14 protein-coding genes are annotated in these 13,034 nt (G+C 62.5%); 3 read left to right on the top strand and 11 right to left on the bottom strand.

Annotated features, from left to right (window positions below; all coding sequences use genetic code 11):
- Positions 1 to 12: 12 nt before the first annotated feature.
- From R8L07_08345 to R8L07_08360, 4 genes are all read right to left on the bottom strand, one after another.
- A complete protein-coding gene (locus R8L07_08345) occupies positions 13 to 1,695 on the bottom strand; it encodes an adenylate/guanylate cyclase domain-containing protein (GenBank protein MDW3205543.1) in 1,683 nt (560 codons plus the stop codon).
- A 7-nt stretch (positions 1,696 to 1,702) separates the two neighbouring features.
- Entirely contained in the window at positions 1,703 to 3,250 is a 1,548-nt protein-coding gene (locus R8L07_08350) for an acyl--CoA ligase (GenBank protein MDW3205544.1), read from the bottom strand.
- 75 nt (positions 3,251 to 3,325) lie between these two features.
- Positions 3,326 to 3,715 (bottom strand): cyclic nucleotide-binding domain-containing protein, encoded by a 390-nt coding sequence (locus R8L07_08355; GenBank protein ID MDW3205545.1) that lies wholly within the window; start codon positions 3,713 to 3,715, stop codon positions 3,326 to 3,328.
- Positions 3,716 to 3,742: 27 nt separating this feature from the next.
- The gene (locus tag R8L07_08360; protein MDW3205546.1) at positions 3,743 to 4,246 is read right to left on the bottom strand and encodes a TerB family tellurite resistance protein; all 504 of its coding nucleotides are present in this window, start codon (positions 4,244 to 4,246) and stop codon (positions 3,743 to 3,745) included.
- Between the two features lie 90 nt (positions 4,247 to 4,336).
- Here R8L07_08360 and R8L07_08365 point away from each other — a divergent pair, with 90 nt between their 5' ends.
- Positions 4,337 to 4,942, top strand: a complete 606-nt coding sequence (locus R8L07_08365; GenBank protein ID MDW3205547.1) for an alpha-ketoglutarate-dependent dioxygenase AlkB — start codon at positions 4,337 to 4,339, stop codon at positions 4,940 to 4,942.
- A 13-nt stretch (positions 4,943 to 4,955) separates the two neighbouring features.
- Here R8L07_08365 and R8L07_08370 read toward each other — a convergent pair whose 3' ends face one another.
- From R8L07_08370 to R8L07_08385, 4 genes are all read right to left on the bottom strand, one after another.
- Entirely contained in the window at positions 4,956 to 6,518 is a 1,563-nt protein-coding gene (locus R8L07_08370) for a caspase family protein (GenBank protein MDW3205548.1), read from the bottom strand.
- 114 nt (positions 6,519 to 6,632) lie between these two features.
- A complete protein-coding gene (locus R8L07_08375) occupies positions 6,633 to 7,232 on the bottom strand; it encodes a sigma-70 family RNA polymerase sigma factor (GenBank protein ID MDW3205549.1) in 600 nt (199 codons plus the stop codon).
- Between the two features lie 56 nt (positions 7,233 to 7,288).
- Positions 7,289 to 7,687: an ArsI/CadI family heavy metal resistance metalloenzyme gene (locus R8L07_08380; GenBank protein MDW3205550.1), complete on the bottom strand. Its 399-nt coding sequence runs from the start codon at positions 7,685 to 7,687 to the stop codon at positions 7,289 to 7,291.
- A 96-nt stretch (positions 7,688 to 7,783) separates the two neighbouring features.
- Complete coding sequence (locus R8L07_08385; protein MDW3205551.1) at positions 7,784 to 8,299, bottom strand: GAF domain-containing protein; 516 nt, start codon at positions 8,297 to 8,299, stop codon at positions 7,784 to 7,786.
- Positions 8,300 to 8,463: 164 nt separating this feature from the next.
- Between R8L07_08385 and R8L07_08390 the strand changes: the two genes are divergently transcribed.
- Both R8L07_08390 and R8L07_08395 read left to right on the top strand, forming a co-directional pair.
- Positions 8,464 to 9,213, top strand: coding sequence for a magnesium chelatase domain-containing protein (locus R8L07_08390; protein ID MDW3205552.1), 750 nt, complete (start codon positions 8,464 to 8,466; stop codon positions 9,211 to 9,213).
- Positions 9,192 to 10,028 (top strand): HNH endonuclease signature motif containing protein, encoded by an 837-nt coding sequence (locus tag R8L07_08395; GenBank protein ID MDW3205553.1) that lies wholly within the window; start codon positions 9,192 to 9,194, stop codon positions 10,026 to 10,028. Before R8L07_08390 ends, R8L07_08395 begins: the two co-directional genes overlap by 22 nt.
- Before the next feature lie 272 nt (positions 10,029 to 10,300).
- Here R8L07_08395 and R8L07_08400 read toward each other — a convergent pair whose 3' ends face one another.
- The 3 genes from R8L07_08400 to R8L07_08410 form a co-directional block, all read right to left on the bottom strand.
- A complete protein-coding gene (locus tag R8L07_08400; GenBank protein ID MDW3205554.1) occupies positions 10,301 to 11,110 on the bottom strand; it encodes a ParB N-terminal domain-containing protein in 810 nt (269 codons plus the stop codon).
- Positions 11,107 to 11,631, bottom strand: coding sequence for a hypothetical protein (locus R8L07_08405; GenBank protein ID MDW3205555.1), 525 nt, complete (start codon positions 11,629 to 11,631; stop codon positions 11,107 to 11,109). The genes R8L07_08400 and R8L07_08405 overlap by 4 nt, the downstream gene beginning before the upstream one ends.
- Positions 11,632 to 11,906: 275 nt before the next feature.
- Complete coding sequence (locus tag R8L07_08410) at positions 11,907 to 12,602, bottom strand: recombinase family protein (GenBank protein ID MDW3205556.1); 696 nt, start codon at positions 12,600 to 12,602, stop codon at positions 11,907 to 11,909.
- Between the last annotated feature and the right edge of the window lie 432 nt (positions 12,603 to 13,034).

Here is a 13,034-nt window from a genome sequence, read left to right on the forward strand (position 1 = left end):
CGCCTGCGCCGATCAGGCCTCTGCCGCTTCGCCATCCAGGGTCGTCGCATCGGTGACCGCAACGACATGGATCGGCCGTGCACGACCACGGATCTGGATTTCGTGCTCCCCCCAGTCGCGGTCGCGATACGCAACCCCGGCGGCCCGAAAGACCGCCCGCGATGCCACCAGCTGGGCCGAAAACTCCTTTGTCGTGGCTTCCAGTCGGCTGGCCGTGTTGACCGCGTCGCCGATGGCGGTCAGCTGGGTCGCCCGGCCGTAGCCCATTTCGCCGACGATCACGGTTCCGACATGTATGCCGATGCCGATGCGCAGGGGTTCGTCGAGATCCTGGGACAGGCCGTCATTCAGGGATTTGAGTCGCTCCGCCATGCGCCGCGCGGCGGTGAGGGCGTTGCGGCAACCGGTTTCCTCCCCCTGTTCGATGCCGAACAGCGCCATGATGCCGTCGCCGATGAACTTGTCGAGATGCCCGCCGCTTTCCTCGATTGCCCGGCCCATCGCATCGAAATACCGGTTCAGCAGAAACACCGTGTCATAGGGCAGACGATCCTCACTGAGCCGTGTGAACCCGCGCAGGTCGCAGAACATGACCGCGATGGTCGCTTCCTTGCCTTCCAGCATGGCGGACCGGGGGTGGCCCTGTTTCGCGGTGGCGTTCGGCGGCAGCAGCGGCGTGACCTCAAGTCGCCCCGGTGCGGGGATCGCCTGACAGGCCAGACGCACATCGTCCGCCGCACGCACCCGGCGCAGGACGCGCCTTTCGGCGTCGCTGGCCGGGGGCAGCAGGTCCATGCCGTGGCGCACTCGCACCCGGCAGGTCGAACATCGGCCGCGCCCACCGCATACGCTGGCATGGGGATAGCGGCATTCCCGGCTGGCCTCCAGGATCGTCAGGCCCTGATTGAAGCGATATTCGCGCCCATCCTCATAGCGCAGGGTCACCATGCCGCGCCGCTTCTCATGCTGTTGACGCAGCCATCTTGCCGCCAGCGCGCCCAGCAGCAGGGTCCCCAGCCCGATCAGGATCCAGTCCTCGATCCGATACAGATCGGCCTGGGCCGCGCGGTCCAGATTGCCGACATAGCGCAGCACCATGTCGACCCAGCCCGGATCGATGGTCAGTTCCGCCGCCTCGCTGCCCGCCTTGTAGAATCCGGTCATGGCCAGCGCGGGCCACAACAGGGATGCGGTGTAGAGGCCGAACCGGACGTTCGGCCAGCTCGGCTTCAGGCGCAGCCAGTAGTAGAGCCCCATGCAGCCATGGGTCCAGGCGACCAGAAACACCGTCGCCTGCCGCCAGCCGGCAACAGGGTCGTATTTCAGATAGATCGCCATGATCCAGGGATAGGACGGCTCGATCCCGTACTGCAGGGCGGCGATCCGCGTGCTGACCAGATGAAGCGCCAGCAGGGCCGGCACAGACAGGCCGAACAGCAGCTGGATGGCCTCGCCCCGGGGAATACCGCTCCAGCGCCGGCGCCGGTAGATGGCGTAGAGACCCAGGGACATATGGGTCAGAAGGGCGCCATAGAGCGTCAGCTGGCCCAGCCAGGTTTCCCACGGGGCGTGCCAGTAGGGGCGGATCGCCTCCATCACCGCCAGCGAGTGATTGCCCAGGATCAGCGGAAAGGTATGGGTCGCGATATAGACGAACAGCGTCAGTCCGGTGATCAGGCGAAGGCGGCGCAGCATGAAAGGGCTAGACCAGTCCCAGCTTCTCGGCCAGGCCGATGCGTTGCAGCTTGCCGGTCGCGCCTTTCGGAATCTCTTCGACGATCAGGATGCGGCGCGGGACCTTGAAATCCGCCAGCCGCTGCGCCGCGAAATCCTTCAGCTCCTGATCCGCCGCCGCCGCTCCTTCCTTCAGGACGATGGCGCAGGCTACTTCCTCACCCAGCTTGTCATGGGGCATGGCGAAGGTGACGGCCTGGGCAACGGCAGGGTGGTCCATCAGCACCTCGTCGACCTCGCGCGGGGCGATCTTTTCACCGCCACGGTTGATGATCTCCTTCAGGCGCCCGGTGATCCAGAGATAACCGTCCTCGTCCAGCCGGCCCTGATCGCCGGTGCGAAACCAGACCCCGCCCTGACCATCCGGATCGGGCGGGAAGCTTTCCGCGTTGGCCTTGGGATTGTTTTCGTATCCGGCGGTGACGTTCGGCCCGCGGATCACGATCTCGCCTTCGCCGCCCTGCGCGACGAAACCGCCATCCGGATCCATGATGCGGACCTCCGGCCCCGCCGGCAGGCCGACACAGCCCGGCTTGCGCGCGCCGGGCGGCAGCGGGCTGGACGCCATCTGATGGGCGGCCTCCGTCATGCCGTAGCTTTCAATCACCGGACAGCCGAAGGTCGCTTCCAGATCCGTCATCACCTGTGGCGGCAGCGACGAGCTGGAGGACCGGATCAGACGTAGTTGCAGTTTCGAAACGATATCGGGATTGCGGGCCGCGCGGCCCAGGATTGCCTGATGCATGGTCGGGACCGCCGTGTACCAGGTCGGATTCACCTGTTCCAGCCACTGAAAGACCTTCAACGCGTTGAACCCGGGCGCGCAATGTACCGACCCGCCCGCCGCGACGGAGCTCAGAACCGCTGCAATCAGCCCGTGAATATGAAACAGCGGCATGATGTTGAGGCATCGATCCGCCGGTTTCAGGGCCAGTGTGGCGCCGATATGCGCGGCGGAAGCGCAGATATTGGCGCCGCTCAACGGCACGATCTTCGGTCGGGATGTCGTGCCGGACGTATGCAGGACCAGCGCCGTATCACCCGGCGCGGCGCGGCGTGCAGTGCCCTCCGGTGCGCCGGTATTCAGGGTAAAGGCGCCGGCGGGCCCGGCGGGTGGTTCGGCCAGGGTCAGGATCCTGGCGCCGTGGCGTTCGGCGACGGCGATGGCGGGCGTATCCGACCCTTCGGCGACGATCAGCGCCTTTGCGCCCAGGTCGGAGATGTAGAAATCGAATTCGTCCTCGCGATAGGCGGGGTTTAGCGGGGCGGCGCAGGCATGGGTCGCGACGGCCAGAAAGCAACTCGCCATGGCAGGCCCGTTGGGCAGCACGATGGCGACACGGTCCCCCGGTCCGATCCCGGCCCCGGCCAGTGCCGCGCCGCAGCGTGTGAGCTGATCCTGCAGGGCCCCGAAAGACAGATCGTCCCGCTCCGGTGCGCCGATTGCCGGCGCCTCCGGATTCCTGCCTGTTGCCCTGTCGATCAGATCACCGACCGTCCCTGCCGCCTGCACCATGACGCTCACTCCCCCGATTGTTTGTCGTGTCAGGGTTGCGAGTTTGCCCGTGCGGTCAAAGGCTTTCCAGCACGATCAACGGATTTTGACCACTTCGTCGACATGTTGCTCTGACATGTCGCGCAGTTTCCGGGTCAGGGTCTGGAGAACCCGGGACATGACCGGGTCCATGGCGGTGATCCGGGATTCGAAATCGCTGCGCGGGATGACGATCACGGTGACGTCGCTCAGGGCCACGGCCGAGGCGATGCGCGCCTGGCCCGAAATCAATGCCATTTCGCCGACCAACTCGCCTCGCCCCAGCACGCCGAGCGGAACCCGCCGGTCGGTGCGGCCGCGCTTGGCGATTTCCACCCGACCGCTTTCAATCAGGTAGGCCTCGTTCCCTTCCTGCCCTTCCTTGAACAGGATGGACCCGCTGCCGAAGGCGCGTCGCTCGAAGGGTGATTTCGACATATCGCTCATGCCTGATCCCTTCCGGCCATCACCGTGTCAGCCGGAATTGCCGACCGGGTGAAGGGCATCGGAATCCTCCACGCCATTCTCCCGCCGTGCCAGGACCCGCTTCCGGGCTTCGCCGCTTTCGATATCGGTCAGGCCCAGCATGCTGGACACGCGCCGGATCAGATTGGCCTCGTGGTCATGCAGTTCGCCGTCCGCGTAGACCACGTCCCACAACATCTCAACCAGCGCGATGCGTTCGTCATGGTCGAAATGCTCGTTGACGACACGCAGGAAGGAATAGATGTCCACCGCGGCTTCGGCCTTGGCCTCGCTCTCGACCAGAATTTGCTCGACATCGGTGCGCGAGACACCGAAATGACGCTCGATCAGCACGCCGATGCGCTCACGTTCGACCGAATCCACCTGGCCGTCCGTCATTGCGGCCTCGATCAGCATGGCCGCCGCCGCGATGTGAAGCTCGCGTTCGTCATGTTGGCCGCTTTTGTGACTCTGGGCCTCGGATTTGAAGAAATCGACTATCTTGTTCAGCATATCCGTCGTCGTTTGCTCGGGTTCCCGATCATTCGACGCAAAGGGCGCCTCATACCGGCATTCGGGTTCAGTCTTTAAATATTAGGCACGATGATCGACGGGTTCAAACTGCATGCGGGGTTTTTCGACCGCACCGCCCAGGAAGATCTGGTCGCGGCCGTTCGCCGCTGCCTGATCGAGGCACCGCTCTATACGCCCGTCATGCCGCGATCCGGCAAGGCATTCAGCGTGAGGATGAGCAATGCCGGCGCCCTCGGCTGGGTCTCCGACCGGACGGGCGGCTATCGCTATCAGGCGCATCATCCGGTGACGGACCGGCCCTGGCCGTCGATCCCCGAACCGTTGCTGGAGGCCTGGGCGGAACTTTCCGGTTATCGCGCGCCGCCGGAAGCCTGCCTGATCAACTGGTATGCGCCGGGTGCCCGGATGGGACTGCACCGGGACAGCGACGAGGCGGCGCGCGATGCGCCGGTCCTGTCGGTTTCCCTGGGTGACACGGCAATCTTCCGTCTCGGCCCGGCCCGAAAGGGGGCGAAGACTGGGTCGGTGCGGCTGTCTTCCGGTGATGTCGCCCTGCTGACGGGCCCGGCCCGGGAGTCACGCCACGGCGTGGACAGGATCCTGCCAGGCACATCGACCCTGCTGGACGCGCCGGGCCGGATCAACCTGACCCTGCGGCGGGTGACGGTACCTTGAGCGCCGCCGCGCCCTAGTCCGCGCGCGTCAGATAGATGCGGCCGCTGCAATTGCTGCCGCTGACGTAGAAATCCAGGGCAAATGATCCGTCCTGCTGCCGCTTTACCCGGTTCTTCGTGCGGTTGATCCCGAACCAGTCCCGAAAGGCCACTGTGATCGTGCCGGTTCCGTCCGCCGCCACCTTTCCGTCGAGGGAGAAGTGGTCGTTCGCCCCGGATTCGTTGATATCGGCGTCGATCCGGCCGTCGGTGATCACGATCCGGCCCTCCAATGACGATTGTTTGCAGATGTGGTTGGCGGATGATGCCTGTCGCGTACGCAGTTCCGTGCGGACCAGATAGGTGCCGTCGACCGGATTGCCGGGGGGAGCCGGCAGGGTGGTTTGCGGCGACGTCGCCTGCGGCGTTAACGCCGCCACCTGTGGGACGGACGATGGGACGGGCGCCGCCGCCGGCGGCTTTTCGAGTGCCTCTAGCTTGACCTGGGCGAGTTCGCCATAAACGGTGTCGCCGAACCGCTCGGCAATGGAACGCAGCAGCGCCGCGTCGTCACTGTCCTTTACCGCCGCCCAGGCGGTTCTGGCTTCGGCTTCGCGTTCCCGCCGTGCGCTGAGCGCGGCAGACTGCTGCCGTTGAGCCTCCAATGTGGCAATCCGCTGCCGCGCGATGTTGCTGAACAGGCCGTTCGGGTAAGCCTCCAGATAGCCGCGGAAGACGTCCGGGTCCTCCGCCACCGCAATCGATGTCCAGAGTTGGATTTCAGCGGTGTTGTCGGGGGGCGGCGGCGTGGTGTCGACCACGGTTTCCGGCAGCGCATCGATGAAGACGAAGTCACCGGTAAGGGACGAGCTTTCCCAGGGCACCTGGCGTTCGCCGGTCTTTTCCATCACTTCGATGCGGACGCGCTTGAAGACCTGTTCCACCGGCAGGCCCGGCGTGCGCATGGCCCGTGCCAGGGCGGCGGTATAAGGTGAATTGCGTCCCGTCCCGTCGGCGGCTACGGCACCGGGCGCTGTCGAATAGGCCAGCAGCGTGCCCGACGCCGCCTCGATCTTGGCCAGGCCGCGGCTGGCCGACCGATCGAGGGCCGCGAACGGATTGTTCCGGCAGGCGTCCAGGACGACCAGGTTCAATCGGTTTCCAGCCTTATCGAGGGCGGACATCATCGTCGGGACGGCCAGGGTCGAGATTTGCAGATCCAGCTCATCCTGAATATCCGCGTCGACAGGAATAAGGTAGTTCACGCCGTCCGACTGAACGGCATGGCCGGCGTAATAGACCATGCCGACCGCATCCGGACCTGCGCTGCGGAGGGCCAGACCAAAAGCGACCACGGTGCGCTGCAGATCGCGATATGCCAGATTCTCCGCATGGGTGACCTCGAACCCGGCTTCCTCCAGGACAGCGACCATCAAGGCGGCATCGTTCACCGGATTCTTGAGGGGGCCGATGGCATAGTCGGAATTGCCAATCACAAGCGCCATCCGGCGATCGGCATGGGCCCCGGCCGCGACCGTCAGGGACAGCAGAATTGCGACCATGCCGAGCCCCAACTTCCGTCCAGCGCCAGTTCGCATGGTTTCGCCTCCCGTCTGTTCCCGAAACTATATGAAAAGATCAGAACGGTTTCAAATTCAGGCATGGGTTGCGATCCCACCGAAGACGGTTGCCGTGGGCGGAAGGGGCGCGTTTCAGGACTGGCTGCAACCGCATTGCCGGGCGTCGACCGGTCGATAGTCGAGGATGTCGCCGCGGGCATTGGTTTCGACCTTGCAGCAGCGCAACAGGGCGTGTTTGAGCAGCCTGCGGCCGCGCTGCACACGGGACTTGATCCCGGATTGAGAGAGGCCGAGCCGCGCCGCCGCCGCGTCCCGGCTCATCCCCTCGATCTCCGTCAGCATGAGGGCTTCGGCGTAGCGTTCCGGCAGGCCGCGGATCAGCGGGACAAGGCAGGTCGCCAGCGCTTCCGACGGCGCCATTTCGACATTGACGGGTGCGTCGGAGGCGAGTTCCAGAAGCGCCGCGCCTTCGGTGGCCCGGCGTTCGGCGGCGCGGCGGCGGTACAGGTCCGTGATCGCGTTGCGGGCGACGCCATGCATATAGGCGACCGGGTTTCGCGCCCCGGTCAGGGCGTCCTGATGCCGGACCAGCCGAAGCAGAACGTCGCCCGTCACTTCCTCCACCTCGGCCGGGCCGACATGGCGGCGGACAAACTGCGCCAGCCGGGTCCTGAATTCCGACCAGTCCGGTTCTTCGCGTTCGCCGCGACGGGCATGTGCGGTCTCGGTCACGGATTCCTCATCCCGCTTGCCGGCCGATTGGCGCCCGGTCGTCCATCTGCCGGGCCTCAGGCACAGCAGGTTTTGTCATTGGGCCGGGCCATCGGCTGATCGTCGGTGATAATATACCATTCCCAGTTCAGCCCGTCCGGCCCGTCGGACCACAGCTTGTCCTGGGTCGCGTGACAACAGGTCGACTGATCGACCACGCGGTTCAGGATGCCGTTTCCGGACAGCCGCTCCCGAACCACGGGCATGTCCGCCGGATCCAGGACTTCGACGCCGATATGGTTGAGGTGTTCCGGCGCATCCGCCGCTTCGAACAGAACCAGCTTCAGTGCCGGATCGTCGATCGCGAAATTGGCATAGCCGGGTCGTCTCTTGTGCGGTTCCGTCCCGAACAGGCGGCTGTAATACGCCACCGCCGCATCGATGTCCGAAACATTCAGGGCCAGTTGCAGTCTCATGTCGCGTCTCCATTTCGCGGGAAGTGTCACCCGGTAAGACGAAGATGCTGCAAAACGGACGCAAAATTCTTGTGGGGCGCGCGAACGCTGATTGCTCTAGGTCCCGACCGCGGCTGCGACAGCCGGCTCGGCCGCGTTCAGCCGCTCGATCTCGCGGATCGCCTGGCCGGCCAGTTCCGACAGCAACAGGCGCTTGCCCTGCGACATGGCTTCCCCACGCGGTTTGTCGTCGATGATGCACAGGGTGCCGAGCCGGTCCCCGTCCTGTGTGATCAGCGGCGCGCCGCAATAGTAGCGGATGTCGGGCGGTCCGGTGACAAGCGGGTTCTCCCGGAAGCGCGGGTCTGCCCGGGCGTCCAGAACCTCCATCACGTCGGCGCTGCGGATCGCATGATCGCAGAAAGCCCATTCCCTTGGCGTCTCCGTGGCGTCCAGACCGCAGCGGGACTTGAACCATTGCCGGTTCTCATCGACCAGGGACACCAGCGCGATGGGGGCGCCGAAAATACGCGACGCCAGGCCGGTGATCCGGTCAAGCTCCGGCGAAGGGCCGGTATCCAGGACATTCAGGTCCCGCAGCGCCTGCAATCTCTTCTGTTCAAGCGAATCCACGCATCACCCGTTTCAATACGCCCCTGAGCCGCACGATGCGCCGGACCGGCGCCGGTGGCAAGGAGCTGGATTGATCCGTGCAGAATCGCACGAAAAATTTAAGACAATCTGAAGGACGGTGATTTTGCACTGACAGCGTGTCGGGCTTGGGGCATAACCGACCTATGGTCGCACATGTCACAACCGTTGCCTTCCAGGGCGTCGAAACGATGCCGATCGACGTCCAGGTCCAGCTGACCTCGGGCCTACCGGCCTTCAACGTGGTCGGGCTGCCCGACAAGGCCGTGGCCGAAAGCCGGGAACGGGTGCGTGGTGCGCTGGCGGCCATCGGTCTGGCCCAGCCGCCGAAGCGGATCACGGTCAACCTGTCGCCGGCCGATGTCCTGAAGGAGGGCAGTCACTACGACCTGCCCATCGCGCTGGGCCTGCTGCTGGCGATGGAGGCGATTCCCAGCGACGCGCTGGACGGTCATCTGGCGCTGGGGGAACTGGGTCTGGACGGCCGCATCGCGCCGGTCGCCGGGGTACTGCCCGCGGCCATGGCGGCGGTCGGCATGGACAAGGCATTGATCTGCCCGGCCAGCCAGGGCGGCGAGGCCGCCTGGGCGGGTGAGATGGACATCGCCGCCGCGCCGGACCTGATTGCCCTAATCAACCATCTGAACGGCAGCCAGGTCATGCCGGTGCCGGAACCGAAACTGGCCCCGCCGATGCAGGACCCGCCGGACCTCGCCGATATCAAGGGGCAGGAAACCGCCAAGCGGGTGCTGGAAGTCGCGGCGGCGGGCGGTCACAACCTGTTCATATTATATCTCCAATACCCGGCCTTTCGCTGCGGTTTGTCCTTGGGTAGAGTTGTTGCCTGGTCGTCAAAGGTAAACGAGGGAGGGAGATGTTCGGAGATTTCAAAGTAGGTGAGACCTATAATAGACGAGCGGACATACATGCGTTGTTTCGCGGTCAGCAGCAGGGTGGGATTGCAACGCCAGCGAAACATCCTGTGATTTTCGCCTTCACAGGCAGCAGCGGTGCTCAGCATGGCTATGCCGACGGTTGGACGGATCACGGAGTCTTTCGCTATTTTGGTGAAGGGCAAGAAGGCAACATGCGCTGGAAGGGAGGGAACAAAGCAATCCGCGACCACGTTCCAGATGGCAAGGACCTGCTCCTTTTTGAGACGCTTGGGGGCGGACAGGTCCGTTGTATGGGTCAATTCGTGGCTGCCGGTCATGAGTGGGTTGAAGCCCCTGACCGTCGTAATGCGCCCCGACAGGCGATAGTATTCAACCTGGTTCCTCTCGAGCGCATTGGCGAGGGTGAGGCTGATCTGGAAGAGTTGCCAACTGACTTGCTGGAACTGCGTCGAAGGGCCACCGATGCCGCTACGGGTGGCGGCGCCGGCAAGCCATCAGATGCTAAGCGTAGTTGCTACACCCGTAGCGCCATCGTCAAAGCCTATGTTCTCTCCCGAGCAAAGGGAGTCTGCGAGTCTTGTGGTCGTCCAGCTCCGTTCAAGACGCAGAAGGGTGCCCCTTACCTTGAACCGCATCACATCCGGCGGCTGAGCGACGGTGGCCCTGATCACCCGAGCTACGTGGGAGCCGTATGCCCCAACTGCCATCGGGAGATCCACTACGGCCAAAATGGTATGTTGCTCAACGCGAAGCTCGCGGACTCCGTACAGGCAGCGGAGGCCCTTCTTGAGCAATCCGGTTCATCCGATGAGTAGCGACGCTTTGGAGACGTATCTTTGAGCTTCTGGTATGCAAGACGAAGTGAGTTCGGCAGTCTATCGCTGGTCGTTTGAGATAATGAACCGAGCGTCTTGAGCCAAATACAAAACCGTGCACCTGTTCGCACGACCTATAACGAGCATCCTCTTTACAAAGCTGACGCAGAATAGGTGTCTGGGTCGCCGGGAGAAGGAGGGCCAAACAACCCTCCTCTTCCCGTTTTGAGATTGCCTGCATTATGCAGGTCCCAGGAGGTGCATGGTGATTGTCAAAAATCCTCGTTTTCTTCCATTGCATCCTCGCTGACGTAGTGCAGTAGTTCCTTTACCACGTCCTCAAGCCGTCGCCCCAAGTGAAACGCGAGGGCTCTTGCGGCAACCTCTGGGTTTTGCCCGAGTATGGTTCCAAAAGCCTTGTGCAAGCGGTCGGCGTATTCGTTCGCCAGAGCCTCCAGGTATGCCTCCCTCTCATCGTCATCCATTGGCTTCCGGCTGTTCATCTGATGGTGGTTCAGGGCTTCTTGCCATACGGTGAAATCATAGGCGGCGTCGCCCAGTTCGCGCTTCAAACGGCGCATCTTGCCGAGTTGCCCATCCGAAGCGCCGGATGCTTCCATCATTTCAGGCTTGGTGTACCTATCGAGGAGCACAAGTCGCCAAGCGTAGTTCATGCGCTCTTGTGTGCCCATCACCAGACGCACCTTGCTGTTGATCCGCCCAGCTTCCAGGACGGCCTCTTCCACTGACCCACAGAACCAGTTCACCGGGACAGTGTTGGTCACACAGGCGAGTTTGTAAGCCTCCAACCGATGATGTCCATCTATCACCACGCCCCGCTGACCCACAGGTAGCAAGAGGATGGGATCAAGGTCACCCTGCCTCTTAATCGTCCGAGCCAACTCTTGTACGTGATGCTCATCCAAGACCTCGTGTCGAGGCTGGAAGAGGTCCGGGTGAAGGTCGATCAGTCCGAATTCGAGCCGGTTGGGCAGGCTCATGGGCTCGTTGGTGTTTTTCAGTTTGCTGGAAAGAAGCTCAAGGGTTTCTGAGGCGCCGGTCATGGTTTGCTTCTCGATCACCGCAGTTCCTCCAAAGCGTTCTTCAGGTTCTCTCGCTGTTTCTTTTCGTGCTCACGTCTTCTCTGATCCGTTCTCGCCACCACGAGGCCCACCGGCCCAAGGATTTCGGCTATCATCTGGCCAAGAGTGATGACTGTGCGTGGCGGAAGGTCTCGATAGACGCGCTTCATCTTTCCAGTTGCGTGATCGTACCAAGTACCGGCGTTGGCCTCTGTCAGCCCCCTGCAACGTCGAACGAGTTGATGGGTAAAGGCATTGTCGGACTGGAAGGTTCGGGGTCGATGCTCGGCCAGAAGATAGATCGCGCATACTGTGCGAATAACTTCCTGCACCTTTACGTTCTCGGAAAGCCGGATCACTTCGCGAGCTGCTTGTACCTCGAACTTGATCATTGGTGTGCCGTTCAGGTAGGCCGCCTCGATCGCCCGGCAGCGGTGGACCAAGGCTCCCCATCGCTGGCTGGCAATGTCCCAGGTGGAATTGTCCCGGTTGCGCTCAATGACTTCATCGACCAGCGCCAAGTAATGCTTCAAGTCACCCTTGGTCACACCCTGTTGCAAGGGATGGCCGTGGCGGCGCAGTCTGGTCTTGTGAGTCGGGCAGTATCGCCCATAGGCGCTCGTCGTCCCCGAGCACCCGCTGATTTGGCAGGGTCTTTTCATTGTCGTCCTTTTGATGATGTTGATGGATTTCGCGTCCGTCCCCCGAGGGACAGAGACAAAAAGAAAATCCGGCCAGATCGTCTCTGATCTGACCGGTTCTCTGCCCTAGGGTGGAACCTAATCGAAACTCAGGCTCAAACGGCTTGATCCAGGACCCTCTGCACCTGGACGGCTTGCCACTTCCCGCCTCTCGCGGTGGTTATGCCTCTTTCGTTCAGAGCCTTGGCAATCCCACCGAACGACGCGACCCCACTCTCTCGAATTTCTTGAATAACAGGAAGAAGGTCGGAGGCTCGTGCCTTTGCCTTTTCCTGTCGGGCCTTGGTGGCAGCTTCCCGCCCTGCTCCAGGCACAAGGTGATGGGAGGCATTTCGATCCCACTGTCCATCCCGCTCGACTTTGGCTCGCAAGGCCGCCTTTGTTCGTTCCGAAATCAAGCCTGCTTCGAGTTGGGCGATGTTCGCCATTTGCCTGAGAATGAACTCCCCAACAGCTCCTTCCACGCCTGGAAGGTCGCAGAAGACTACCGGGACGCCAGAGGCAAGGACTGTCTCCAGAAAGGATGCAGACCGAGTGAGCCTGTCCACTTTGGCGACAATGAGGGTTCCGCCCATAACGCGACAGCGGGCAAGCGCCTTGCCCAACTCGGGGCGGTCGTTGCGCTTCCCGCTCTCTACCTCGATGAATGGCGGTGCGATCAATTCGTCCCCGGGCTTCATATGCCGGGCCACGGTCGCTTCCTGGGCTTCCAGGCCCAAACCGCTCTGTCCTTGTTTGGTGGTCGATACTCGGTAATAGGCTACATACCGGGTCACGTCGTTACATTCCATCGCTATGTCCGTTACGATGAAACGTAATAAACTACGAAACAGTTTGTCAATCAGTCTCGGGCTGGCATGACAGAAAGTGACTACCTCTGCGCCCTTGTATGGTGCCCTTGACCCCCCACCCCTATACCGGGGGAAAGCCGCATCTTCTATAGTAGGATAACCCGCTCAGATTTTTTCGCTGAAACACCTGGAGCCTTTGATCTCATAGACTTACTCGACGGCCTCTTGAGAGAACAGAGCGATGAATGCGGCAGGTGTTGGGGTGTCGTGGAAGACTATGACTACAGGGTAGTGACGACGGTGAAGGTAGTGCCCACGATGGTGACAGATTTTGAACTCTATCGCTTTCTCGACGGTGTAGCTCATGCCCTACGGCGCAAAGACTTCACGGGCCGTGTTGATAGGAGTTGGTTCCCGAAGTTACACATCCTC

The organism is Alphaproteobacteria bacterium (assembly GCA_033344895.1).
Taxonomy (GTDB): domain Bacteria; phylum Pseudomonadota; class Alphaproteobacteria; order UBA8366; family Aestuariispiraceae; genus Pacificispira.